Annotated in this window: 25 protein-coding genes; 6 read left to right on the top strand and 19 right to left on the bottom strand. The window is 42.0% G+C overall.

The genetic code is table 11. From position 1 onward, the window contains the following. Positions 1-60 precede the first annotated feature (60 nt). Both A3O17_RS04565 and A3O17_RS04560 read right to left on the bottom strand, forming a co-directional pair. The gene (locus A3O17_RS04565; protein WP_064207867.1) at positions 61-552 is read right to left on the bottom strand and encodes a hypothetical protein; all 492 of its coding nucleotides are present in this window, start codon (positions 550-552) and stop codon (positions 61-63) included. A 60-nt stretch (positions 553-612) separates the two neighbouring features. After that, entirely contained in the window at positions 613-855 is a 243-nt protein-coding gene (locus A3O17_RS04560) for a PspC domain-containing protein (RefSeq protein WP_064207866.1), read from the bottom strand. A gap of 204 nt (positions 856-1,059) precedes the next feature. Here A3O17_RS04560 and A3O17_RS04555 point away from each other — a divergent pair, with 204 nt between their 5' ends. Further along, positions 1,060-1,314, top strand: a complete 255-nt coding sequence (locus A3O17_RS04555; protein WP_081255675.1) for a hypothetical protein — start codon at positions 1,060-1,062, stop codon at positions 1,312-1,314. Positions 1,315-1,345: 31 nt separating this feature from the next. On the opposite strand, the gene A3O17_RS04550 is transcribed toward A3O17_RS04555, so the two are convergent. The 6 genes from A3O17_RS04550 to pnuC all read right to left on the bottom strand — a co-directional run bounded on the left by A3O17_RS04550 (position 1,346) and on the right by pnuC (position 8,199). After that, positions 1,346-1,810, bottom strand: coding sequence for a MarR family winged helix-turn-helix transcriptional regulator (locus A3O17_RS04550; protein ID WP_064207865.1), 465 nt, complete (start codon positions 1,808-1,810; stop codon positions 1,346-1,348). A 52-nt stretch (positions 1,811-1,862) separates the two neighbouring features. Then, positions 1,863-2,609: an RNA-binding cell elongation regulator Jag/EloR gene (gene jag / locus A3O17_RS04545; protein WP_064207864.1), complete on the bottom strand. Its 747-nt coding sequence runs from the start codon at positions 2,607-2,609 to the stop codon at positions 1,863-1,865. 583 nt (positions 2,610-3,192) lie between these two features. Continuing rightward, positions 3,193-4,584 carry a replicative DNA helicase gene (gene dnaB / locus A3O17_RS04540; protein ID WP_064207863.1) on the bottom strand — a complete coding sequence of 464 codons (1,392 nt, stop codon included), beginning with the start codon at positions 4,582-4,584 and terminating at the stop codon, positions 3,193-3,195. A gap of 137 nt (positions 4,585-4,721) precedes the next feature. Further along, positions 4,722-5,171: a 50S ribosomal protein L9 gene (gene rplI / locus A3O17_RS04535; protein WP_064213179.1), complete on the bottom strand. Its 450-nt coding sequence runs from the start codon at positions 5,169-5,171 to the stop codon at positions 4,722-4,724. 11 nt (positions 5,172-5,182) lie between these two features. Beyond that, positions 5,183-7,207 carry a DHH family phosphoesterase gene (locus tag A3O17_RS04530; protein ID WP_064213180.1) on the bottom strand — a complete coding sequence of 675 codons (2,025 nt, stop codon included), beginning with the start codon at positions 7,205-7,207 and terminating at the stop codon, positions 5,183-5,185. A gap of 221 nt (positions 7,208-7,428) precedes the next feature. Further along, the gene (pnuC, locus tag A3O17_RS04525) at positions 7,429-8,199 is read right to left on the bottom strand and encodes a nicotinamide riboside transporter PnuC (RefSeq protein ID WP_064213191.1); all 771 of its coding nucleotides are present in this window, start codon (positions 8,197-8,199) and stop codon (positions 7,429-7,431) included. A gap of 200 nt (positions 8,200-8,399) precedes the next feature. On the opposite strand from pnuC, the gene A3O17_RS04520 reads away from it, so the two are divergent. Next, the gene (locus tag A3O17_RS04520) at positions 8,400-9,443 is read left to right on the top strand and encodes a DUF1002 domain-containing protein (RefSeq protein WP_064213181.1); all 1,044 of its coding nucleotides are present in this window, start codon (positions 8,400-8,402) and stop codon (positions 9,441-9,443) included. 145 nt (positions 9,444-9,588) lie between these two features. Here A3O17_RS04520 and A3O17_RS04515 read toward each other — a convergent pair whose 3' ends face one another. The 4 genes from A3O17_RS04515 to A3O17_RS04500 form a co-directional block, all read right to left on the bottom strand. Beyond that, positions 9,589-11,553, bottom strand: a complete 1,965-nt coding sequence (locus A3O17_RS04515; RefSeq protein WP_064213182.1) for a PTS fructose transporter subunit IIABC — start codon at positions 11,551-11,553, stop codon at positions 9,589-9,591. Positions 11,554-11,572: 19 nt separating this feature from the next. Beyond that, positions 11,573-12,484 carry a 1-phosphofructokinase gene (gene pfkB, locus A3O17_RS04510; RefSeq protein ID WP_057827589.1) on the bottom strand — a complete coding sequence of 304 codons (912 nt, stop codon included), beginning with the start codon at positions 12,482-12,484 and terminating at the stop codon, positions 11,573-11,575. After that, positions 12,481-13,233: a DeoR/GlpR family DNA-binding transcription regulator gene (locus A3O17_RS04505; RefSeq protein ID WP_191979132.1), complete on the bottom strand. Its 753-nt coding sequence runs from the start codon at positions 13,231-13,233 to the stop codon at positions 12,481-12,483. The genes pfkB and A3O17_RS04505 overlap by 4 nt, the downstream gene beginning before the upstream one ends. Before the next feature lie 275 nt (positions 13,234-13,508). Further along, positions 13,509-14,324 carry a Cof-type HAD-IIB family hydrolase gene (locus tag A3O17_RS04500; protein WP_064213184.1) on the bottom strand — a complete coding sequence of 272 codons (816 nt, stop codon included), beginning with the start codon at positions 14,322-14,324 and terminating at the stop codon, positions 13,509-13,511. A 121-nt stretch (positions 14,325-14,445) separates the two neighbouring features. Between A3O17_RS04500 and A3O17_RS04495 the strand changes: the two genes are divergently transcribed. Together A3O17_RS04495 and A3O17_RS04490 are read left to right on the top strand one after the other, a co-directional pair. Beyond that, entirely contained in the window at positions 14,446-14,787 is a 342-nt protein-coding gene (locus tag A3O17_RS04495; protein WP_064213185.1) for a hypothetical protein, read from the top strand. A gap of 15 nt (positions 14,788-14,802) precedes the next feature. Beyond that, a complete protein-coding gene (locus A3O17_RS04490; protein WP_064207857.1) occupies positions 14,803-15,042 on the top strand; it encodes a hypothetical protein in 240 nt (79 codons plus the stop codon). A gap of 50 nt (positions 15,043-15,092) precedes the next feature. Here the strand turns inward: A3O17_RS04490 and yjeM are convergent, their stop codons facing one another. The 3 genes from yjeM to A3O17_RS04475 form a co-directional block, all read right to left on the bottom strand. Continuing rightward, positions 15,093-16,595 carry a glutamate/gamma-aminobutyrate family transporter YjeM gene (gene yjeM / locus A3O17_RS04485; RefSeq protein WP_225354716.1) on the bottom strand — a complete coding sequence of 501 codons (1,503 nt, stop codon included), beginning with the start codon at positions 16,593-16,595 and terminating at the stop codon, positions 15,093-15,095. 156 nt (positions 16,596-16,751) lie between these two features. Continuing rightward, the gene (locus A3O17_RS04480) at positions 16,752-17,258 is read right to left on the bottom strand and encodes a universal stress protein (protein ID WP_064213186.1); all 507 of its coding nucleotides are present in this window, start codon (positions 17,256-17,258) and stop codon (positions 16,752-16,754) included. A gap of 130 nt (positions 17,259-17,388) precedes the next feature. Then, entirely contained in the window at positions 17,389-18,132 is a 744-nt protein-coding gene (locus A3O17_RS04475; protein WP_064207855.1) for a deoxynucleoside kinase, read from the bottom strand. 289 nt (positions 18,133-18,421) lie between these two features. Between A3O17_RS04475 and A3O17_RS04470 the strand changes: the two genes are divergently transcribed. Further along, entirely contained in the window at positions 18,422-19,075 is a 654-nt protein-coding gene (locus tag A3O17_RS04470) for an NAD(P)H-dependent oxidoreductase (RefSeq protein ID WP_064213187.1), read from the top strand. 59 nt (positions 19,076-19,134) lie between these two features. On the opposite strand, the gene A3O17_RS04465 is transcribed toward A3O17_RS04470, so the two are convergent. The 4 genes from A3O17_RS04465 to A3O17_RS04450 form a co-directional block, all read right to left on the bottom strand. Beyond that, on the bottom strand, positions 19,135-19,569 hold the full coding sequence (locus A3O17_RS04465; protein WP_064213188.1) for a hypothetical protein: 435 nt from the start codon (positions 19,567-19,569) through the stop codon (positions 19,135-19,137). Beyond that, on the bottom strand, positions 19,559-20,740 hold the full coding sequence (locus tag A3O17_RS04460) for a hypothetical protein (protein ID WP_064213189.1): 1,182 nt from the start codon (positions 20,738-20,740) through the stop codon (positions 19,559-19,561). The genes A3O17_RS04465 and A3O17_RS04460 overlap by 11 nt, the downstream gene beginning before the upstream one ends. Before the next feature lie 112 nt (positions 20,741-20,852). Continuing rightward, positions 20,853-23,024, bottom strand: a complete 2,172-nt coding sequence (locus A3O17_RS04455) for an AAA family ATPase (RefSeq protein ID WP_081255676.1) — start codon at positions 23,022-23,024, stop codon at positions 20,853-20,855. A 125-nt stretch (positions 23,025-23,149) separates the two neighbouring features. Continuing rightward, the gene (locus A3O17_RS04450; protein WP_064207851.1) at positions 23,150-23,395 is read right to left on the bottom strand and encodes a hypothetical protein; all 246 of its coding nucleotides are present in this window, start codon (positions 23,393-23,395) and stop codon (positions 23,150-23,152) included. Positions 23,396-23,639: 244 nt separating this feature from the next. Here A3O17_RS04450 and A3O17_RS07780 point away from each other — a divergent pair. Further along, on the top strand, positions 23,640-23,785 hold a 146-nt coding region (locus tag A3O17_RS07780), incomplete at its 3' end, for a glyceraldehyde 3-phosphate dehydrogenase NAD-binding domain-containing protein (RefSeq protein WP_143453678.1).

The raw sequence follows: 23,785 nt of genomic DNA, 5'->3' as shown, positions 1-23,785 counted from the left end.
AAGATTTGGGGTGCATATCAAAATGTCACAACCTCTTTGCTATTCCTGGTTTTTGACCGTCTACATCGGCCGGTATGTCTTAACGACCGGCGTAGCATTCCCGTCATGTCCAAACTGATTCATTTGGTTTGAACGGTCGTTATTCCATACCATAAAGGTATTTTCATCTTCCCATGCATTGATCAATAAAAATTCAAAGTTATCCTTTTCAGAATGAACCATTACGCTTGAATTCAAGCCGGTTGGCCGTTTAGCTTCTGAATCCCATGACTTAAAAATTGATTTAAAGACCTTTTGTTCATCTTCGTTAAGGGTCACGTAACGGCATTCAATGTAGCCGCTTGGTTCATTTTGATCGCCAACGACCCCTTCGATCGTGTAGTTTAATCCTGAATGGAAAATCGTCTTCTTGCCAGAATAATCAAGCAACATATATTCTGAATTACTGTCCGTTTCTAAAAACAATTTAAACTGCCGGTCCGAATGATCAGCGATGATCTTTTTTAATTCTTCTAATGGTCCAAATGTTAGACTAATTTCTTGTGTCATCATTTCTCAAGCTTCCTTTCACAAACCTTTCGTTTTCATTATAGCATTCCTGCCAATTAAAATTTATCGATCTTTTTCACGAAATTCGCCCTCGATAATATTCGGGTCATTCGGACCAGGCATTACAAGCGCCGCAATTAAATACAGTAATGTTCCTGCAAATACCGTTCCCGGAAAAATAATCAAGAATGCGCCGATGATCCGCGTAATTGCCTTATCCCAGTTGAAGTATTCAGCAATTCCGCCAAAAACTCCAAGAAAAACCTTATCGTTTGATTTTGTTAGCCGTTTCCGTTTCTTTCGCATAACCTCTCCTCCTTGCTTCCATTATATGATTTTTGAAATTTAAAACTCAAATCTTTTTAGTCCTTCTTATTTTTCAAACAATCATAACTAATAATGGAGAATTTTTAATACATAACGCATATGTTCTTCACATCTTTTGAATACGATAAAAGTGTCGCAAAGGCGACCAGTTACTCATGGATTAAATAGAATTGAGATGTTAATATGGACAATCAAATGAATATTGAACACAACCAGGACATCGTATCAGCTCAAATCACTAAAATCTTAAAATCACGAATCTTTTTGAAGACCGAACACGGAAAAACGATCGTCGTTGAATATCCGCGGAAACAACGTAAAAATCATCAAGCAAAACAGCTTTTTACCCAGATTTTAAAAGATATCTGGCATCACCACTTATGGATTCCGGTCAACCAGCGGACAAACCAAATTTTACAGTATGACTGGTTAAGCTAAATAAAAGGCTAGGACAATTCGTCCTAGCCTTTTATTTATGGTCTTCTAATATATTATTCAAGTCATTAAGCTTCGTCGCAATGCGGTGCAAAAGGCCCACACTGGTCGTATATTCATCCGAGTCCATATCGATCAACCGGAACGAATACGAAACGGCTTCTTTGACGCTTTTTTCCTTTTCTTTTGCCATTGGAGTTAATTCCAAGTAGACCCGCCGGCCATCAACCCCTGACCGTGTCCGCGTTATCCACCCGTTATGTTCCAACCGTTTTAATAACGGCGTCAGCGTTCCCGTATCAAGGTTCAATCGTTTACCGATCTCTTTAATCATCATCGGCCGCCGTTCTTCCCACAAAACGAGCATTGTAATGTATTGCGGGTAAGTCAACCCGAACTGCCGTAACGCTTCACTGTAAAACTTGTTGTAACTTTTCTGAGCTGAATAAATTGCAAAACATAATTCATCTTCAAGGTGATATGGTTTATGGTCTAACATGATAAATCCTCCAAATTATCCTTCAATATTTGAATTAATCCCTATAAATCATCTATTTAAATTTGGGTGCGATCACAATGTAACGGTATGGATCGTTTCCATGCGATTTCGCCTTAACATGTTTATTTGAAGCAAGCGTTTTGTGCACGATCTTGCGTTCCATTGCCGGCATCGGGCCTAACTTAAACGCCCGCCGCTCAACGATTGCCCGCTCTGCCAAATCGGCTGCGATCCGCTGCAATTCTTCGCGCCGCCGCTCACGGTAATCACCAACATCAAGAATCAACCGGTAACGCCGTTTAACCTGCTTATCAAAACAAGCCTGTGCCAAAATCTGCAAAGCATTCAATGTCCGGCCGTGTTTTCCAATTAATAATCCTTGCTGATCAGTATCAAAATCGAAGTAAACATTCCGTCGATCAACCGTCACTGAAATTTCAGCATCGATTCCTAATTGACTGATAATGTCATCCAGGTAATTGCCAACCGCTTGAACAGCATCATCAATTGACTCGTCTTCCTTGGCAGCTTCACCTTTTTGTGAATCTTCTACCGGTTCATCTTCACTTTCATGAATTTCTGCCGTGATTTCATCTTCTAATTGATTTGAATATTGATCATCAATTTGATCATCGGATTCGAGAACCGTGATCTCAACTTCCGCCGGCTTTCTTCCGATTCCCAAAAAGCCTTTGCGTCCTTCACTAATAACAGTCACTTCAACTTGATCACGGCCAACCCCTAAATCTGCCAAGCCCTTACTTAAGGCTGCATCAACGGTTTCACCAGAGTATCTCATTGCGTTCCCTCCGTATGTAAATCTAATTCCATATTATAACCTAATCACAGGATTGTGCAAAATCGTGATCCAGCATTTTTTACTGTTGAGGGTACAAAAAAAGGACCGTCATCCGTCCAGTCCTTGCTGCTATTTTTCCGTCAACTGTAATAGAATTGAGATTGCTTCTTGGTAGCTGACTTGGTTTTGGTTCATAACTTCCTTTACCAATTCTTCCGTTGACATTTTACTTGAAATCGTCACTTTCAAAGCCCCCACACTACGAACGTTTGTTTGTTTTGCTCACTACTTGATTTATTTTAGCGCGGTTCTTTCTAAAAAAAAAGCCCTAAAATTACTTAAAAAATTTTACTTGACAGGATTATCAGCGTAACTCTGCCCGTTTGCCCCGACTAAAAAAATTTTTGGCAAAATAAATTTCTTAGTTTTTATTAATATTTATTAAAATACCGGTCTATCAACATTCCACATTCAATTTATCTCAAAATTATTCACTTGAAAACTAACGTGAAAACATAAAAAGCCTATCATTTAATGATCAATGATAAGCTTTCACTTCAATTATGACTAAGATTAAAATTAATTATGCCATTTCCTGCCGAGCAGAAAGGTTCGCAAATTTATTATGCGATTTAATGAACAATAACTTAACGGTTCCCCGTGCACCAGCCCGGTTCTTTTCGATGATCAATTCTACTTCGCCTGCATCCGGATCATTATCTTCTGCCGGTGAATCAGCGTCATCATCATCGCCGCCGTCAGCCCGCTCATAATAGTCATCCCGGTACAAGAACGCAACGATGTCCGCATCCTGTTCGATTGACCCTGATTCCCGAATATCTGACAATACCGGCCGTTTATCTTGCCGTTGTTCAACGCCCCGGGAAAGCTGTGACAACGCTAAAATCGGTACGTTTAATTCCTTGGCCAGCTTCTTTAACTGCCGTGAAATTTCAGAAACTTCCTGTTGCCGGCTTTCTTTATTTGAGCCTTCGATCAGCTGCAGGTAGTCGACAACAATAAAGCCAATCCCGCCCTGCTCCTTTGCCAATCGCCGACATTTTGCCCGAATCTCTGACATTTTGATTCCAGGAGTATCGTCAATGAAAATGTTAGTGTTCGCTAACGTTCCAATTGCAACCGTCAAATCGTTCCATTCATTGCCTTCAAGGTTCCCATCCCGTAAATGATTGGCATTGATTCCTCCCTCCGCACAAATCATCCGGTTAACCAATGATTCGGCACTCATTTCAAGGGAGAAGATCGCAACGTTGGTATTGGATGCCTTTCCGACATTTTGGGCAATATTTAGCGCAAACGCCGTTTTCCCAACAGCCGGACGGGCAGCAAGAATAATCAAATTATCCGGTTGCAAGCCGGAGATCATCTTATCAAAATCATGGTACCCTGTTGAAAGGCCCGTAATCTCATCATCGCTTTGAGCAAGGTCCTGAACCTTGACCAGTGCCTGGTCTAAAACCTGACTGATCGGTTTAAAGCCAGCACTATTCCGATTTTCAGAAACGTCCATGATCTGCCGTTCAGCACTTGCTAAAATATCATCGACTTCTTCATCGCCGTTTTGAGCCTCATTTTTGATATTATTGGCCGTATTGATCAACCGCCGTAAAGCCGCTTTGCCTTGAACGATTTTCGCGTATTCCCGCACGTGACTGCTTGATGGAATGTTGCTCAATAATTCGTCAAGGTAAACCGCCCCACCGGCATCCTCAAACTGATTTGACCGTTTCAATTCGTTTGAGACCGTCAACGGATCGATCTTGTCGCCGGCATCATCCACGGCGATCATTGCTTTAAAAATCACTTGGTTTGCACGATTATAGAAGTCATCAGGGGTCACAAACTCAATTGCTTCCGCCAACGCATTTTCATCAAGAAAAATTGACCCTAAAACCGCTTGTTCCGCCTGTGCATCGTGCGGCATCACATTTTCGATTTCTGAATTATTATCCACCGAACTGTTTCCTTTCTTTTTAAGTCGTCATCAAAATCATAACGCAAATTTGATTTCACGCCAATCCATTTCATCCAAATAAAAAAGAAGGCGTGACCCGCGTCACAACCTCCTCATAATCCAATTTCAAAGCCATTTTACTGTTCGGCAATGTGAACCCGAATCTTAGCTGAAACTTCATTATGAAGCTTAACCGGAACATTAACGTAACCCATTGAACGAATCGGTTGGGCAAGTTCCATTTTGCGCTTATCAATTTTAATATCATATTGCTTTTGCAATGCTTGAGAAATTTGCTTTGAAGTTACTGAACCAAACAAGCGACCGTCTTCACCGGCCTTGGCCTTCAATTCAACAACGTATTTTCCTGATTCAAGTTTTGCTTTCAATGCCTTTGCTTCGGCTAAAATCTCAGCTTCTTTTTTAGCTTCGGCTTTTTGTTGCGCGCGCAGTTGACTCATTGCAGCTGCATCAGCTTGTTTAGCCTTTCCGCTTTTAATTAAGAAGTTGGCGTAACCGTCTGCCATATTTTTAACTTCACCGCGTTTTCCTTTACCGCGAACATCTTGCGTAAAAATTACCTTCATTGTGATTCCTCCTAATCTTCCGTTTCAGGTTGAGGTTCTTCGTCCTTATTCAAAATTTCAAGCACCTTTTCTCGTGCATCCAAAACACTAATATCTTTGATCTGGGTCGCTGCATTGGCAAGGTGACCGCCGCCGCCCAGCTCTTCCATGATGACCTGGACATTGATCGTCCCGTCACTGCGGGCTGAAATTCCAACGGTATGTTCGTCCCGCCGAGTAATTGCAAACGTTGCTTGAATCCCGCTGACTTGTAAAAGCGAATCAGCAGCTTGAGCAGTAATTACTGAATCGTAGATCTTATCATCCTCACCGACACACAGTGCAACGTTATCAATAAATTCAGTCCGATCGATCAAGTGGTTCCGTTGCATGTAACTTGATTCACTTTCCTTCATAAAGTGCCGGGCCATTGTCAGGTCGGCCCCCATTGACCGCAAATAACTTGCTGCATCAAAGGTTCGGGTCCCGGTTCCTTGAGAGAACGATTGCGTATCAACAATGATTCCCGTCAGCATCGCCGTTGCTTCCAGTGAATTGATTGGTTCACTATCGCGTGATTGGTATTCGAACATTTCAGCAATCAACTCGCACGTTGAACTTGCATACGGTTCAATGTATACCAAAATTGGATTTTCAGGGAACTCTTCCCCCCGCCGGTGATGGTCGATAATTACGACCCGGTTTGAAAGTCGATCATACAGTTCCTGACTGATTGAAATCGACGGCTTTGAATGATCCGCCAAAACAAGCAAGCTGCTTGGCGTGATCTTTTCCAACGCTTCAGCCGGTGAAATAATACTATCTTTGATTTCAGGATATTTACCAAGTTCATCGACTAACCGCTGAACATCTGAGTGAATGTTGTCCTGGTTCAAAATGATCCAGCACTTTTTGCCGTTCATCGCCGCGATCCGACGAATTCCAAGACAGGCTCCGATTGCATCCATATCCGGCCGTTTATGGCCCATTACAAAGACTTGATCAGACTGCTTCAACAATTCGCTCAAGGCTTGGGAAATCACCCGCGCCCGCACCCGTGTCCGTTTGGCCATCGGGTTCGTCTTTCCGCCGTAGAACCGGGCTTCGCCATCCGATTCCCGGACAACGACCTGGTCACCACCCCGCCCAAGGGCAAGGTCTAAGTTGGACTGCGATAATTCGGTCAATTCGTTTAAGTCATCTTCACCATAAGCAATCCCGATACTCAATGTAATCGGCGAGTTGCTCTTAAACGTCCGTTCCCGAATCTTATCAAGAATTGAAAACTTTTGCTGTTCAAGCTTGCGCAAGGTTCCCGTATAACCGATCATGACATAATGGTCTTCGTCAACGCGTTTCAAGAACATTCCAAACTTCTTGGCCCAGTCTGAAAGCGCACTGGTAACAAAGTTACTCAAGTTTGAAATATCCTTATCATTCATCGCCTTTGAAATTTCATCGTAGTTATCCAGGAAAATCTGCCCGATCATCACGTGCGAATCATCGTACCGGCGTTGAATTTCAGCATAATGGGTAACGTCCATCATGTAAGCCACACCAATATCCTTTTGGATCAATAAATCAAAGTCATGGTCATGCCAATGAATTCGATGGCGTTCCTTATCATCATAGTGATCCTGTAAAATCGTTGCGAGATCTTCATCCAGGTCGCTGATCTGCTTGCCTAAAACATCCTCTTTTCCGAAATACCGTTGCATGTATGGATTGATCCATTCAATTTCATACTTATCATTAAAGAAAATCGTTCCGATCGGCATTCGAATCAAACTGTCTTGACCACCGCGTTTCAGGCGATAAGACAGGTCTGAAATATATTCACTTGTTTCTTCCTGTAAGTGTTGCAACATTGTATATGCAACTGCCATTGCGGCAATTGCCAAAACTAAAACAATTATCCCAACGATTGGACTTATAAAAAATGCCAGTCCATCACTTACAATTGCTAATCCGAGAATAAATAATGCAATCAGCCGCATCCGCCTGTCTTGCATAAATCCCGGGATTCGCCAAAGTTTTTTTGACTTTCGCTTTTCCATAATTTCCCTCGTTTTAATTCATAATCTAAAATTAGCGATAAACTTCCATTAAGTATTTTACCACATTCTGGGATCCCTTCAGAATTTCCCGGTTAAAAACCCCTCAACTACAAGAAAAAGCCCCGAATAATCGGAGCTTCTTCTTGGTTATGAGTTATTTGATTGTTCTTAGTATACAATTCATTAACCCATTTGTCATTGAATTTAATAAATTTTTATGATTAATTTTCATGCGCTTTTTCTGTCCGGAACCAGCCTTTGCGACTAAAGAAAGCATACATATCATTCAAGAAGAAAATTGAATAACTGAAGATCAACGCAAAGTTACCAGCTCCTTGAAGCATGGTTTGGATCCATAATGCAATCGTGATCACTGATGACAACGTCCAAACAAAATACTGTTCCCGTTTCCGGTTAAGTTCAAGCAGGGATCCAGTAACTGACATTGCTAAACTCATACTATCAAGGAAGACCCGCGGATCATTAGTTAAACTGAAAATATAATGTAAAACCGCCCACGCAATCAAGAAAAAGATTCCGTATTTGATCCAGTCGAACCAGCTATCAAATTTTTCGGCCTTAATATCATCATTCCACTTCGGGTCTAAAATACAGAAGATATCAAGGAATAAAATATAACCGATCTGTTCCCAAGCATTGGCATAGTTATGTGCAATGAAGGCAGTCGTTGCAATACAGATCGCACTTGTCAATCCTGCCCAGCCTTGAATCCCGGAACGGTTTGAAATTCCGATAACACATGCAACTGACAGGTTGCCCCCAATAAACGCAATGACCGAGGTTACCGGGTGGACACTAAATGATTGAACCATTGACCATACTTGCAAAATAAAATTAAAAATTAAGAGCCCGTAACTGAACCAGCCCCAACCACGGCACTGATCGATCAACCATTTAAAATAACCTTTCCGAAAAATATTTTTTGAATACTCTGGTAAGTGCGTTAGCACATCTTTATAGCGACTAAACATCGAATCAACTTCCTTTCCGTTTTTGAACAACGCTCCCTATTATACATATATGTTGTGGTTTAATCAACTAAAAATTCTATATATTGTGTTAATCATTCTTCGGCTCTTTCCCAATTTTTATTCTTGAAATGGCCTTCAAAATTCGTCCGTTCAATGCCAAAAAGTGATAAAATCAAACTATATTTGAAAGGAGAAGCGCAATGAAAAAGAAAACGATCTGGAAAACAATTGTAACTGCCAGTGCGGCAATTACCTTAATGGGGACTGCGCCAACGGTTCTTAACCAAATTCAAGCTGCGCAAACCGAACAAACCGCCTCAAACACGAACCCTAACAGTCAATCAAATAATGATAAAACTTTAAGCTCAGCATACGTTGTTTATGGGGCCGGAACTTCAAGTGAAGTTCGTTCACAGTTAAACAAGATTTTTGGCGTTGACTCGTCATTTAAACAATTGACCGCAACGGCTGCCGACTACAACAAATACATTGCTAACGGAACATCTGACACGACGAACGCCGCAATGATCAGTTCCGTTGCGATCGCTCCGAGTGATCCTGGTTCAGGGGTCAAAGTCAATATCAAAAATTATCAGGGTGATAACAACATCACTGAAGTAACAGCCCAACAATATGCCATGGTTGCTCAAATGGCCGGGGTAACTGACGTAACGATCGTCGTAACTGCCAACCGGCCCGTTTCTGGGGAATCAGCGTTAACTGGCGTTTACGAAGCCCTTGCAGCTAACGGAATCCAATTGAATACCCAAAACACTGCCAGTGCTAACCAAATGCTGAACGCGACCCAATCAGCGATCGATGCCAACAAGAACAATACCAAGTACCCGGGCCAGTTAATGGCTGCCGTTGGTGAAGTTTCAAAGCAAATTTCACAACAAAAACAACAAAATAACGGTCAAGATCTTGCAACTAAGCAGGATATTCAAGCCATGTTAAATAAAGCTTTAGCTGAACATGGAATCGCAAATGAAACAACGAATAACCAAAAGGACCAGATCACCAATGCGTTGATCAATTTCCAAAATTCACCAATTTCAGCTGACAAATCGTACACCAAGAACGTTGATAACACGATTCAAAACGTTAAAAATTCAACCGGGAACTTGATGAATAAAGCTAAAAACTGGATGAACAGCAAACAAGGTCAGGCTGCTGCGCAAGAAGCCAAGAATTGGTTTGAACGGTTCATTGACTGGATCAAGAGTTTATTTGGTTGGAATTAATACATTCATTTAATTAAACATAAAAAGAGGATGTGACTTGATGGTCACATCCTCTTTTTATTCGCTTTTCATATCATCGGGCTCCAAAACAAACGAGTTACTTGCGATACGAAGCTCGTCTTGAGCGTTTTGTCACCCTTTCTTTTTATTCATACGGGTCTTCTGAAACTTTCTTCTTGATCAAGCCCATAATGATTCCGGCAACAATTGAACCAATCAAGGTTGCTAAGATGTATGCCCACCAGTTAGTTGCTAATGGGGTTACCCATAAGCCACCGTGAGGAGCTGGAACACCGATCTTCATCCAACCGACAATTGCCCCGCCGACTGCTGAACCAACGATACATGATGGGATAACGTGCAATGGATCAGCCGTTGCGAATGGAATTGCCCCTTCAGTAATGAATGAGAATCCAAGAACCCAGTTGGTTACCCCAGCTTGACGTTCTTGCTTAGTGAACTTGTTCTTGAACAAGACCGTTCCGATTGCAGTTGCAAATGGTGGAACCATTCCCCCAACCATAACGGCAGCCATTAAAATGGCAGCAGTTGTTGAGTGCGGGTCGTTAGCAAATGCACCAGAAGCGAACACATAAGCAGCCTTGTTGAATGGGCCACCCATATCGATCGACATCATTCCTGCAAGGATCATTGTCAATAGAACAAGGTTCCCGGTCCCCATGCTGTTCAAGAAGTGCGTAATTACCAAATTAATGCCTGAGAAGATTGGGTTGATGATGAAGAACATGATCAAGGCAATCAACAGTAACCCAAGAATTGGGTAAATCAGCATTGGTTTCATTCCTTCAACTGATTTTGGTAATTTGGCAAATAACTTCTTCAAGCCAACCATGATGTATCCAGCAATGAAGCCGGCTGCGATTCCGCCTAAGAATCCAGCACATGCACCGGCGTTGGCATGGAAGTTAGCCTGGTAAACGCCACCAAATGAACCTTTGTAGACCATTGCCATGAAACCGCCGACGAACCCTGGCATCAGGGCTGGTTGATCGCCGATTGCTTCAGCAATGTATCCGGCAAGAACCGGAACCATGAAGGCAAAGGCCATGTTTCCGGCATTGTTCAAGAACTTAAATGCCAAACTGTGGCTTCCACCCATGTAGTTTTCAACAACAAATGAAAGGGCCATTAAGATCCCACCGCCGATAACGAACGGTAACATGTGTGAAATCCCGTTCATTAACTGCTTGTAAATGTTAGCCCATACGCCGCCGTTTGATGATTCTTCGGCGGTTTCACCTTCATCACCAGTTGCATGGAAGACCGGAGCTTTTTCATCCAAGATTTCTTGAATCAATGCTTCCGGTTCTTTAATTCCGGCAGTAACTGGTTTGTTAACTAAGTGCTTGCCATCAAACCGGGCCATCTTAACCTTCTTATCGGCTGCAATGATAACCCCTTTGGCACGCTTGATTTCATCAGCGGTTAATTCATGCTTAACCCCTTCTGAACCATTTGTTTCGATCTTGATGTCAACGTCCATCTTCTTGGCAGTTTTCTTCAAGTTTTCTTCAGCCATGTAAGTGTGGGCAATTCCGTTTGGACATGCTGTTACCCCAACGATGTATGGCTTATCGCTTGAAGCCGGAGCTTGTTTTTCAGCCTCTTCTTCCGCCTTGTTTTCAGCTTCCTTTTCGGCAACGGCCTTAGCAAAGATGGCTTGAACTTTGTCCGGCGTATCAGCTTTCTTCAAGGCTGCAACAACGTCCGGATTCATCAAAACTTGGGATAATGCAGCTAAAGCTTGCAAGTGAGTGTTGTCGCCGCCTTCAGGAGCAGCAATCATGAAGAAGAGGTGGGCAGGTTGACCATCCATTGAATCATAGTCGACCCCTTCAACGCTGCGCGCAAACATTACGGCTGGTTTATTAACTGCCTTATCGTGGGCGTGCGGAATTGCGATCCCATCGCCCATTCCGGTTGAACCTTCTTCTTCACGCTTTAAAATATCTTTTTTGTAAAGTTCTTCATCATTGATGATTCCCTTTTCGTAGTAGTGATGAACCATTTCATCAATGACCCCAGCCTTCGTTGTGGCTTTCAGGTTCATGATCATGATGTCCTTCATCAATAACTTGCGAATATCCATGATGTTTTCCCTCCTTTAATTAATATTCTGTAATTTTGATTTGTGGCAAAATTTCATCGATTTTGGCACGGGTTGCTAAATCTTCAGAGAATGCGGTGGCTGATCCGCTTGCAAGGCCATAGCGGAATGCTTCAACCGGATCCTTGGTTTCAGCAAACGTTCCGGTGAAACCAGCAAGCATTGAATCGCCAGCCCCCACAGAATTGATAACCGTTCCCTTGGGTGCCAATGAGCGGTAAACCTTGTCCTTCGTAACCATTAAGCCGCCATCGCCCGCCATTGAGATCAATACGTGTTGGGCACCCATTTCAAGCAACTTCTTGGCATATTTAACAATGTCATCCATGCCATTGAATTTCACGTGAAACATTTCAGCTAATTCATGGTTATTCGGTTTAACAACTAGCGGATGTTCCGGCAACGTCTTCAATAAGCTGTCACCCGTTGTATCAATTACAAATTGAGCGCCCTTTGACCGGATGATTTTGATCAAATCAAAGTAAAAATCATCCCCCAATCCTGGAAGTAAACTTCCGGCAAAAACAACCGTGTCATCCGCCGTTAAATTATCAAACTTTGCCTTGAACTGATCAAGTTCGTCAGCTGATAATTGCGGTCCCTTACCGTTAATTTCGGTTTCTTCTTGGGCCTTGATCTTAACGTTGATCCGGGTATTGCCCTTAATTGAAGTGAAGTCAGACTTTAAGCCCACCTTCTTCAACGCGTCTTCAACAAAGTTCCCCGTAAAGCCGCCTAAGAAGCCCCAGGCAACACTTTCGTGACCCAGTTCTTGAAGAATCCGCGAAACATTGATTCCCTTACCGCCAGGAAGCATGTTGTCGTAATCCATCCGGTTAACTTCGCCAAGCGTTAAATTTTGTAACTGAACGATGTAATCAATTGACGGATTGACCGTAACTGTGTAAATCATTCTTGAACCTCCTCAACTCTCGTTTGACTCTTAAAAGAATGAAGCAGCTTTGCGGGAAGCTTTTCAACAATGATCGTTGCGGCATTTAATGGGGCAACGTTCACAAAGGATACCTTGTTAAACTTCGATGAATCAGCAAGGACAAACGTTGCCTGCGACTTAGTCAATGCGTATTCCTTGATTGCGGCTTCATCTGGATCCGGTGTTGTATAACCCTCCTGATCAATGCCGTTAATTCCAAGGAATGCCTTATTGAACCGCAGTTTGCTTAATTGATTCAGTGCATCGACCCCCACAATCGCTTTGGTCGTCTCTTTCAAAAGGCCGCCCACCATGATCGTTTTAATGTGCCGTTCCGCTAAGGCTGAAGCATGCAAGATTCCGTTCGTTACCACCGTGATTCCTTGATTCTGCGGTAAATAATCGACCATTGCAAGGGTCGTTGTCCCGGCATCAAGGAAAATCACGTCTTCAAGTTTAACATGCTGCGCTGCTTGTTTCCCAATCAGTTCCTTCGCATGCGGATGTTGGGACGCCTTGCCAAACATATCGGGTTCATTTTGCAAGGTATAATTGATCTTTGCGCCGCCGTGGACCCGTTCTAACAATCCCTTTTCTTCAAGCGTTTGTAAGTCACGCCGGACTGATGATTCTGACCCATGGGTTTGGTCGCAAATTTCCTGAACCTTAACAAATTGATTGGTTTTCAGCATCTCCAAAATCATTTGTTGCCGTTCTTCTGCAAGCATTTTCATTCCCTCCACGTCAATAGTTTAGCATTATTAATGGTCAAATTCAATCACATTCGGTCAAATTCAATCATTTTTATTCAGAAGATGAGCAAAAGTGATCAAAAAAAAGAAGGTATGACAAAACAGTAAAAACGAGCGTGGTGGAAGCAGCAAAGCGAACGAATCGCGCCAGCATAGATTCGGAGGTTTGCGAACTTCCACATAGCTCGTTTGTTTTGGAACCCGATTATGCGAAGATAGCAAAAAGGTTGTGACTTACATCACAGCCTCTTCTAACTCAACACATATTTTTCAACCGCTAATCCCAAACCATCATGGTTGTTATCTTCCGTAATCACTGAAGAAACCTCCTTAACATGCGGGTTTCCATTTCCCATTGCAACGCTGAACGGAATCTGTTCAAGCATTGAAAGGTCGTTGTTTTCGTCCCCCGCAACCATGATTTCATCTGGTTTGATTCCAAGATGATCCGCCAGTTCCAACACCGCGTGTCCCTTTGTCGCGTTCACGTTGTTAAATTCCAAGAACCACGGTGCACTTCTGACGATTGCATACTTTTGATAAAGCTCTTCCGGGATCTGATCAAGTTGCGCCGCAATCTTTTCCGCCTGGTCGACCCACATAAATTTCGCGGCATCCATTCCCGTCGGTAAATCTTCAAGCCGCCGGTATCTCAATGGCATGTGAGTATAAAAGGCATCTTCAACCGAATACTTACTGATGTCTTGATTTGTAACGTAAATTTCAGAGTTCAGCGTCACCACCTGACTTTTGATTCCCAAATCATCCGCCATTTTAATGAAATCAATGCATTCTAAATCAGTTAACCCATTTTCAAATACAACTTCGTGCTTTCCAACATTCATTGCTTGGGCTCCGTTGAACGTGATCGCATAATCATCATTTCCGGTTAATCCTAATTCTTCCAGGTAATCTTGAATTCCTGAAACCGGCCGGCCGCTGCATAATACAACATAAATTCCACGCTTCCGGGCTTCTTTAAGAGCAGCAACGGTCCGCGGCATGATCCGCTTATCATCTGTCACCAGTGTTCCGTCAATATCCGTCGCAATCATTTTAATTTTCATCAGAAAGCCTCCCTGCGATTTTTGAAATCGTTTTCTAATTAATTTTAGCTTACCATATAATCTTTCACTCTTTAAGATTTTTTTGTAAAATGAAAACAGATATTCTAGAGGAGGGATATTTATGTTTACAATGATTCCTGACGATTACCCTGAAGCAATTGCCAAGTTATCTTGGCTTAAAGCTCACGGATATCCAGATGCAACTGAAGAAGGCGTTTTACGCGATACGGTTCTTTTAGGAACGCAAGATCTTTTTAACGAAGCTCTTGAAGAATCCTACTGGACTGTTTTGTGGGATGTTCAAGACAAAAAAATGTGGGTGCGCGGCGTTCAAAGTGAACGGGTCGGTGAACTCGTTCCTCGGAAGGGATTTGAAACCTTTGAAGATGACTTTAAAGATGATGCATATCAATTCTGGGAAAACCTTGGAACCCAAGTCCGCAGCATCGTCGGCAGCGAATAAAAAGCAGGTGCAATAATGAAACATCTTAAACGTAATTTAATCCTGATCTTCATTGCTGATACCCTGTTATTGATTGCTTGCCTTGCATTTACGGTTCAAAAATTCATTCACCATCCGCAAATGTCGCTAGAACTGATCATTTTACTGATCTTTGATTTTATCGTGTTAAGTACGTTCTGCTCGTTGTTGACAATTGCTGTTCAGTACATTATTCGCAAAATCAAAGCACGGAAAAAGCAAAAAGAAGAACAATAGAAAAAACGGTTATGGTTTGAAAGCCATAACCGTTTTCTTTCATCTATTTTCTAATTTTTCTTTTCCCGCTTCCGGCTTGAAACTTCATAGAAGATCAACGCAACGGCTCCGAAGAAGATCGGTCCAATTGCTGTCCAGAACGCTGTACTGTATTGATGAACAAGAATTGGTTGGATAATCGTAAACAAAATTCCACCCGAAAGAACGATCAAGCACAATGCAACGATCAGGTTTGTCCAGAACTTATTCTTGAAGAATTCAAATGGGCGGTCAATGTCCTTTAACTTCTTAAAGAATGGGAAGGCCCCAACTAAGAACAAGTATGGGAACGTCGTTGAGACGTTTGACATATTTGTCAAAATCGTAAAGAACTTGCTTGCAGCTGAACCCCCAAATGAAATGAAGAAGATAAAGACACAAACGACGATTGCTTGGATCCACATTGCAAATGCCGGCATTCCAGCCTTGTTCAACTTTGTAACCTTTTCAGGCCATAAGTCTGGGTCTGATCCCATAATGAATGACTTGATCGGTGAGTATGTCATAATGAAGAAGCTTCCGATAACGGCAAGTAAAATACTGAAGCCAGTGAACCGGGTCATTAAACTTCCGAATAACAATGCGGTGTGATGTGAAACCCCGATCGCATTTCCAAATGCAACCCCTAAATTCCCCATCAAAACGTATGTAACATTTCCAAGAGTTACTTGGCCGCCGCCAAAGACGTGGCGCCAGTTTGTACTAAAGCCCCACATGAAGATCGTTAAGGCGTAACCAACTGCAATGATTGCCGTTGCAAACAAGATTCCGCGTGGGAATGTCTTTTCCGGTTCATCCAAACTATCCATGATTCCGCCCATGGTTTCCATTCCGCCGTATGCGAAGATGGCATAAACGATGAATGAAATCATTGCGATCGGCGTTGTAAATTGTGAGTTCGGTGAGTGAATAAATGAACTCATTCCACTAACCGGTTGTGCTAAGTGGCCGTGGTTGAAGGCCAAAACTAAAATACTGATGATCAGGAACAGGCCGTTAACAGCAAGGTTAAAGGCTCCACCAACCGTTGAGACCTTGGCGATCGCATCCATTCCACGTGATGAGAAGAACGTTACGATCAAAACGCCAACGATTCCGATTACCCCCAAAGTTTCAACTGAAGATAATCCGAATAAGTGCCATGATGAAGTTGTATCTTTCCCAAAGATCACTGATGACAATGGAATACAGAAACTTGAAGCCGTTTGAACAAGCCAAACGATCCAAGCTGCCAACCAAATGAAAGTCCCAACAAAGGCCCATTTTTCACCGATTGACCCTTCAAGCCATGAATAAATTCCACCTTTTGCTTCTTTAAAAGATGATCCGTATTCGGCTAACATCAAGCTAACTGGTAAGAAGAATACCAACGCTGCTAAAATGTACCAAATAATACTTGCATACCCCATCTGCATAAATGCCCGGGGCGTGTTGGCAAACCCGTAGATTGATGAAATGATCATCATTACCAGGGTCGCCAAACCGATTTTTTTCGTTTTCGATGATGATTCCACGAATTAAAATTCCCTTCAAATTAAAATATACAGGTAAAATTATAGCACTCTAAGAAAAGATGACAAAATTCATTGACAATTTTAATTTTTATTGATAAAAAAGCGAGGCTGGAGCTTATGATCCAGTCTCGCTTAAATGTTTATTATTCTTTAATGTTATTCGTCTTCAATGTCTTCCATATCTTCTTGAATTTCCTTAGCCGTCGATTCTGGCGTCCGCGCAATCATGACATCGCACTTCGCGGTCCGCATTACGTATGATGCAACGGAACCAACAATGATCCGCTTAAAGAAGTTCTTCCCGGTTTCCCCAACGATGATCAAATCGTTCTTATATTCCGGTTGAAAATCTTCAACAATAACGGTTTTCGGATTTCCGAACCGCAAGTGAACGGAAACTTTGTCCTTTGGCAACCCTTCTTCGATCAGGTGCTCTTTCAAATCATCGATGTATTGTTCACATTCTTGTTCTTCTTTATAGATGCGTTCGCCATCAAGGGTGATTCCTGCATTACCGTATTCTAACGAATTCATGTCAAGCACCCATAAAACATCAAGGTGAGCATCATTCCGCTTAGCAATGTTTAACGCATCCATCAATGCAATTTCTGATCCCTTTGAGCCGTCGATTCCAACTAAAATATTTTTGTAGCCTAATGCCATGACCAACACTCCCATCCACTTATCTATTTTTATGATAACTTTATCATATTGAGTTTTCAAGTAAAGGTTTTCATTTATTTAAATATAATAAAAGGACTGCAATCTTCGTCACAGTCCTCAACCTTATCTTCTATTCTTCATCCAACAAAATCTTGTGCTTTTCCTTTAATTCAGCAGCCTTTTCCGCTGTTAAATTACCAAGTTCAACCAACTTGTCTTCGATCATTTCTAAGACTTCGACCCGGTCTTCCATGTTCGTAACAAAGTCATACTTATCACCATCGATCACTAACATTGGTGATGCATCATATTCATCACGCCAAATGTCATATTGCTTAAGCAACCGGTGATAGTAATCAACCAATGACGGATCATTTTCAACTAATTCGTATTCACGGCCGCGCTTTTCGATCCGTTTGAGCATCGTATCATATGAAACTTTGATCGTAATCATCAAGTCCGGTGATTTTTTATGGGAAGCAAATGGTAATTCTTCCATCATGTTCGCAAGCAAGCTCTTATAAATATCGTATTCAACTTCCGTTGCGTTGCCCATTTCGGTATTCATCCGCATGAAGATTTCGTCTTCATAGATCGAACGGTCAAGAATGTTGTTGTCTTCTTGCATTGCTTGCTTGATCATTGCAAACCGCCGATTTAAGAAGAACGTTTGCAACAAGTATGCATACGGGTTAGTTGCTTCTTCATCGCCGGCTGCCCGTTTCTTAGCGGCAATTTCGTTTCCTTTATAAAAAAGCGGTAATACCGGATTGTCCTTTACCGGTTCATAAAATGCCTTAGTCCCTAATTCATCTGATAAAATTTCCGTTAAACTTGATTTACCAGACCCAATAATTCCTGAAAGTGTAATCAAAATGATAGATGCATCCTTTCTTCCGGGTTCATTGTCTCCCTTGATTTTCTTGTTTGCGATTCATAAATTCCGTTAACAAGCACTCTTAATCATACGCCGATTCCCATGAAAAATAAAGCTACATTTTGGGGGTCATGATTTGCCCAATCACTAGATATGGTAAGTAAGAAAGCGGATTTTTCGGAAATCCCGTTAGCAAATTTTAAAAATTTATTCGCAGTTTTTTTGCATTCACTGCCGATTCAGTATGGTAAAATAGTTCTAACAAAAAGTAAGCGAGGTAATCATTATGAGTACGCAAGAAGAACGCCAACGCATCATCGATGTTTTTCACCGGCGGTATGCGACTAAAAAATTCGATCCAACTAAAAAAATCAGCGACGCCGATTGGCAAACGATCATTGAAGCTGGGCGATTATCCCCAAGTTCCTTTGGCTATGAACCATGGAAGTTTCTTTTGATTGAAAATCCTGAAATCAAGGAAGATTTGAAGAAAATCTGTTGGGGCGCAATCAACAGTCTCAACGGCGCAAGCCACTTTGTGATCATCCTCGTTACGATCAATAGCCCGCACGTTAAACACATGGTTGAAGACGTAATGGACGTTGATTTCGACGTTCACTCTCCCCGCAGTGAAAAATTCAAGAGTTTCCAAGAAAACGACTTTGATTTAAACAGCGACCGAGCATTATTTGACTGGGCAAGCAAACAAACTTACATTCCACTGACCAACATGATGACGGTCGCCGCTGAACTTGGAATTGACAGTTGTCCAATTGAAGGATTCAACCGGGCAAAGGTCGACAAGTATTTAGCTGATAAAGGAATCATTGATCCAAACAAATTCGGCGTTTCAGTAATGCTTGGTCTTGGCTACCGTGATCAGGAACAACCAAAGAAGACCCGGCAACCATTAGATGAAGTATTGGAAGTTATTAAATAATTTCATTGATAAAAAAAGATTGGGTTTCGTTTTGAAATCCAATCTTTTTTATTACCAAGTTATTTTCGAACCTTTTTAATTATTAACACGATCACCAACAGCGGCGCATAGCCAATCAAAATGATTGGTAACAACACCGCAAAAATGGCTGGCAAAATCGCGATCCATAACGCTCGCTGCCACATTTTTTGGTTAGCCTTTGTCATCGTTTCCTGATCATTTCCCGGGTGATGTTGAACGACCGTTTGCCATTCTGTTTGGTAGCAATGTGGGCATTCGCACTGATATGCCAGCTGGTTATCAACTAACTGGTATTGGAACTTTTCAATTTCCCTTTTCGTTTTTGAAAATTCTTGACCACAGTGCCTACACTTCAGCCATACCTTGACAGCTTTTAATTGGGCGTTCATTACGACTCCCAAATACAGCATCCAGCCAAAAAGGTTAATAAATGCAATGATCCTTAAAACGTTGGCGATTTGATTAATCAGCATTCTTCTTCACCTGCTCATCAATTTCAATTTTGACGTCATACTTATCATCTTCGTCTTCAACGATCCCGATCATCGTATCAAAGAGGATCAAGATCCAGCCAAATGCCAGGATGAACGCAATTAATTCAAAGGCAGTCAGCGAGATGATATGCAATGGTTTGAACATTAAATCAATGATCACCAAGCCAACGCACATTCCGTATGACAACGCCAAGAACCGTTTACCGACTTCCGGCAATAACCAACGGATTCCAACAATCAGAATAATGATCAGGTAAACCAAATACCCGGCAACCTTGTCATGTAAAATGTGGAAGTTTGCGTTGTTGGGGAATAATCCGACTGCGCCAACATCAAGAGCTGTAACGGTTAAAATGATCCGTAAAGTGATCGTCCGCCATGTATTTTTCACAACTGCCCGCAACGAAACGAAAATATAATCAACCAGTGCAACCATCAATAATGATGAGAAGACCAGCGTTAAGTTAAATTGCCAGCTGTTATTAGCATGTTTGGTCCCTAAAAAACTAAGATTGTGCTGCCACCAATTCCGGCCGTTTGACGCCATCGACATGACTGCGCCACTGGTGATCACTAAGATCATGATCGTTGTCAGCATGCCATAATTAACTGCCAACCCGATCCGGACCATGATGTAGTTGATTGCCGTTACAAAAACAAAAAACAGCATCATTGCGACCACGTGGCCAAAGGTGATCCCGGTAAATAACCGGCTTAAGCCCCACGCAATTCCCATTAATGCCAAGGATAAAATCAACACAAATGAAATTACAATGACCGGGAACGTCCGCCAAAAGGTCTTTGCCGAATACGCGACCGTGATTTTCTTCCGGTTGGAAATGAAATACGCACTAAAGAGGATCATCCCTGACAGTCCGCCAAAAACGATCAGTCCACTGGCAATCGAATTTGTTCCAACCAATGGGACCTGGTGCAAATGCACCGCGTTAATGAAGATCCAGAACGCAATGCTCGTTAAAATTGAAGCAATTAAGATCCAAATCACATTAAATTGCCGCTTGTTGCTGTCATGATTTTTCTTTTTTAACCGAATTTCGCCATTTCGCGCCGTAATTTTAAAATCATCATCGTTATGCAAGTCATATTTCTTTACCAGTTCATCAGGCACTGAAATCTTGATTTTCGCCATTTTAAGGTTTCCTTTCTGAAATGTATCTGTTTTTCATTATAACAGATTCATTTTGAGAATTCGGGACAAAAAATAGCAGTGCCTGAAATGACACTGCTATTCTCATTCTTAACTATTTATCAGCTTTTTCATCATCGTTCTTTGATGGTTCTGCCTTTGAATCCTTTGTTGAATCATCGGCTTTTTCAGCTGACCGTTCGCTGATCACTAATTGACCATCCTGCATGTCAGCAGCCAAGTGTTTAACATCGGGGTTGTCCAAGTAGAAATCAGTTACCTTGTCACGGATCTGTTGTTCAATTACGCGCCGTAATGGACGTGCGCCCATTGCTTCATCGTAACCTTGTTCAATCAAGTAATCCTTTGCCTTGTCTGAAACCGTTAAGTCAATGTTCTTCTTGGCTAATGTTTGGTTAACTTCGTCAAGCATCAAGTTAACGATCTTCTTCAAGTCGTCCTTTGTCAAATGTGAGAATTCGATTACGGCGTTGAATCGGTTCAAAAATTCTGGACGGAAGTATGGAGCGATCCGTTTCATAATGTCTTCGTCCTTCTTTTCGTCGCCGTTTGGTTCTTCGTTTCCGAATCCAGCATTTGAAGTTGCAATAATTACGGTATTCTTGAAGTTAACGGTGTTCCCTTGACCGTCTGTCAACCGACCATCGTCTAACACTTGAAGTAATAACGTAATTACTTGCGGATCAGCCTTTTCAATTTCATCAAGCAAGATGATTGAGTATGGGTTCCGCCGTACGCGTTCAGTTAAGGTGTTGTTATTATCATCATAGCCAACGTATCCGGCAGATGTTCCGATCAATTTCGATACCGCTGTCCGGTCTGAATATTCTGACATATCCAACCGAATAATGGCATCCTTTGAACCGAACATGTCTAAGGCTAATTGTTTAGCCAATTCTGTCTTTCCGACCCCCGTTGGTCCAACGAACAAGAAACTTCCGATTGGACGGTTGCCTTCGTCAAAGCCGGCCCGGTTCCGCCGAATTGCCCGAGCAACTGCATCAACCGCTTCATCTTGGCCAATTACCTTACCTTTCAACCGCGTTCCGATTTCCTTTAAGCGTTCAATGTCACTTGCACCCATCTTTGAAACCGGAATTCCAGTCAACCGTTCAACTGCTTCGGCCACATCATTGACCGTTGCCGTTACCTTTTGTTCTTCAGCGTGATTATCAATTTGTTTTTGCAACTCTTTGATCTTGGTCTTGGCATTCAAAGCTGCTTCGTAGTCTTCCTTTTCAGCAGCCTTTTCTTGCTTTTCTTTTTGAGCAGCAATTTCTTTTTCAATTTCCTTTACGTCAGTTACCGGATGTTGAGCTGCTAAGTGGGCAGCGGTCATATCGATCAAATCGATTGCCTTATCTGGTAAGCTGCGTTGCGGAATGTATTGAATTGAGTAATCCACGGCAGCCTTTAAGACCTTGTCCGGTAATTCAACGTTGTGGTGTTTTTCATACAATGGCCGAATCCCTTGCAAGATCTTGAATGTATCTTCAGCAGACGGAGCGTTTACCGTTACTTCGTTGAACCGCCGTGCCAATGCGGCGTTCTTCATGATCGTGTTGTGGTATTCATCTTGGGTCGTTGCCCCAATGACCGTGACTTCACCACGTGATAATGCAGGTTTCAAGATGTCAGCCATTCCCTTTGAACCGCTGCCGTCACCCATTCCACCGGCACCTAAGATTTGGTGGATTTCGTCAAAGAATAAGATCACGTTGCCGCGTTCCTTAACTTCCTTGATCAAGTTTTGAATGTTTTCTTCAAAACTGCCCCGGAATTGCGTTCCGGCTTCAAGGCCTGAAATATCAATGCTGATAATTTCCTTGTTCTTGATTGCTGCGGGAACATCGCCATTCACGATTGCTTGAGCTAAGCCTTCAACAACCGCGGTCTTCCCAACACCCGCATCACCGACTAAAACAGGATTATTCTTTGTCCGCCGTGATAAAATTTCAGCGGTTTCTTGAATTTCCTTATTTCTGCCGATTACCGGATCAAGTTTGCCGTCACGTGCTTCTTGCGTTAAGTTCCGGCCTAATTTTTCAAGAATGCCATCTTTTTTACCTTTGCCTGCCATTTTACCTTGTTGAGCATTGACACCCTTTGGTAACTTGCCAGTCTTCCGGTATTCTGCAAATTCTTCAGGGGTAACTTCCCGACCGTTAATTAAATAACGTTTATTTTCTGAGTTAAATCCGTTCATGCCACCCATTAATTCATTAAAAATATCATCCATATTATCAAATGGTCCCATGTTAGCCATAGTCTATCCCTCCAAAAATTCTTTCTTAACATATTCTGTCAGTGAGATTTTCCAACAAAAAAAGTCCGACTGATACACAAACCTAAAGTGACTCAACCAAGACTTTCCGCGGTTACAAAACCTTACTATTCATCGTTTCCTTCTTCGTCATTCTGTAAGTAGCCTTCTTCCAGCTCCTTAAGAACCTCCCACATCATCTTGTGCTGCGCCTGTGCCAGCGCATCCAAGTCGCGCAGATTCATCGACGTTGCTTTCGATTGCTCCTTATTAAATGACTTGTGTAGAGTTGTGTAACCGTAGCCCGATATTTTAGCTACGCGGTAGATCGTCAAATCTTGGTGATCGAGGTAACTTTTAATATCGATTTTCATCTCTATCACATCCCTACGTTTATTAGTATATCACATATGTAATATATTACAAGTGTGAAGCTCCACAAAAGTGAAATATTTTTGATTTTATTTTTTCTTCCTATATATAGACCATGGTCCAAATTTGTTTTCAAGATTCAAAGCGTTTTTCTTTTTAAATTTTTTAACAAAGGGGTATAATTAAAAGCGTGTTAAGGATGATGTTTACATCATTCAAATTTACCTTTTTAGGAGGAATATTAATATGACTACAAAAGTAGGTATTAATGGTTTTGGTCGTATCGGCCGTTTAGCATTCCGTCGGATTGCTGAAGTTTCAGATGACTTGGAAATCGTTGCTATCAACGATTTAACATCACCAGCTATGTTAGCTCACTTATTGAAGTACGA

The sequence above is a fragment of the Ligilactobacillus aviarius genome (assembly GCF_001654615.1).
Classification (GTDB): Bacteria; Bacillota; Bacilli; order Lactobacillales; family Lactobacillaceae; genus Ligilactobacillus; species Ligilactobacillus aviarius_B.
Note: the sequence above shows the minus strand (reverse complement) of the source record. Positions and strands in the feature narration are given on the sequence as shown.

What these genes read in the sequence shown, in the direction of transcription:
- A3O17_RS04560 (WP_064207866.1), bottom strand. Translation starts at nt 855, where the DNA reads ATGCGAAAGAAACGGAAACGGCTAACAAAATCAAACGATAAGGTTTTT.
- A3O17_RS04500 (WP_064213184.1), bottom strand. Translation starts at nt 14,324, where the DNA reads ATGAAAATTAAAATGATTGCGACGGATATTGACGGAACACTGGTGACA.
- A3O17_RS04470 (WP_064213187.1), top strand. Translation starts at nt 18,422, where the DNA reads ATGAGTACGCAAGAAGAACGCCAACGCATCATCGATGTTTTTCACCGG.
- jag (WP_064207864.1), bottom strand. Translation starts at nt 2,609, where the DNA reads ATGAGATACTCTGGTGAAACCGTTGATGCAGCCTTAAGTAAGGGCTTG.
- pfkB (WP_057827589.1), bottom strand. Translation starts at nt 12,484, where the DNA reads ATGATTTACACAGTTACGGTCAATCCGTCAATTGATTACATCGTTCAG.
- A3O17_RS04550 (WP_064207865.1), bottom strand. Translation starts at nt 1,810, where the DNA reads ATGTTAGACCATAAACCATATCACCTTGAAGATGAATTATGTTTTGCA.
- A3O17_RS04460 (WP_064213189.1), bottom strand. Translation starts at nt 20,740, where the DNA reads ATGGCGAAAATCAAGATTTCAGTGCCTGATGAACTGGTAAAGAAATAT.
- A3O17_RS04565 (WP_064207867.1), bottom strand. Translation starts at nt 552, where the DNA reads ATGATGACACAAGAAATTAGTCTAACATTTGGACCATTAGAAGAATTA.
- A3O17_RS04465 (WP_064213188.1), bottom strand. Translation starts at nt 19,569, where the DNA reads ATGCTGATTAATCAAATCGCCAACGTTTTAAGGATCATTGCATTTATT.
- A3O17_RS04530 (WP_064213180.1), bottom strand. Translation starts at nt 7,207, where the DNA reads ATGGAAAAGCGAAAGTCAAAAAAACTTTGGCGAATCCCGGGATTTATG.
- rplI (WP_064213179.1), bottom strand. Translation starts at nt 5,171, where the DNA reads ATGAAGGTAATTTTTACGCAAGATGTTCGCGGTAAAGGAAAACGCGGT.
- pnuC (WP_064213191.1), bottom strand. Translation starts at nt 8,199, where the DNA reads ATGTTTAGTCGCTATAAAGATGTGCTAACGCACTTACCAGAGTATTCA.
- A3O17_RS04520 (WP_064213181.1), top strand. Translation starts at nt 8,400, where the DNA reads ATGAAAAAGAAAACGATCTGGAAAACAATTGTAACTGCCAGTGCGGCA.
- A3O17_RS04455 (WP_081255676.1), bottom strand. Translation starts at nt 23,024, where the DNA reads ATGGCTAACATGGGACCATTTGATAATATGGATGATATTTTTAATGAA.
- A3O17_RS04480 (WP_064213186.1), bottom strand. Translation starts at nt 17,258, where the DNA reads ATGGCATTAGGCTACAAAAATATTTTAGTTGGAATCGACGGCTCAAAG.
- A3O17_RS04450 (WP_064207851.1), bottom strand. Translation starts at nt 23,395, where the DNA reads ATGAAAATCGATATTAAAAGTTACCTCGATCACCAAGATTTGACGATC.
- A3O17_RS04495 (WP_064213185.1), top strand. Translation starts at nt 14,446, where the DNA reads ATGTTTACAATGATTCCTGACGATTACCCTGAAGCAATTGCCAAGTTA.
- A3O17_RS04490 (WP_064207857.1), top strand. Translation starts at nt 14,803, where the DNA reads ATGAAACATCTTAAACGTAATTTAATCCTGATCTTCATTGCTGATACC.
- A3O17_RS04555 (WP_081255675.1), top strand. Translation starts at nt 1,060, where the DNA reads ATGGACAATCAAATGAATATTGAACACAACCAGGACATCGTATCAGCT.
- A3O17_RS04515 (WP_064213182.1), bottom strand. Translation starts at nt 11,553, where the DNA reads ATGGATATTCGCAAGTTATTGATGAAGGACATCATGATCATGAACCTG.
- A3O17_RS04505 (WP_191979132.1), bottom strand. Translation starts at nt 13,233, where the DNA reads ATGCTTGCAGAAGAACGGCAACAAATGATTTTGGAGATGCTGAAAACC.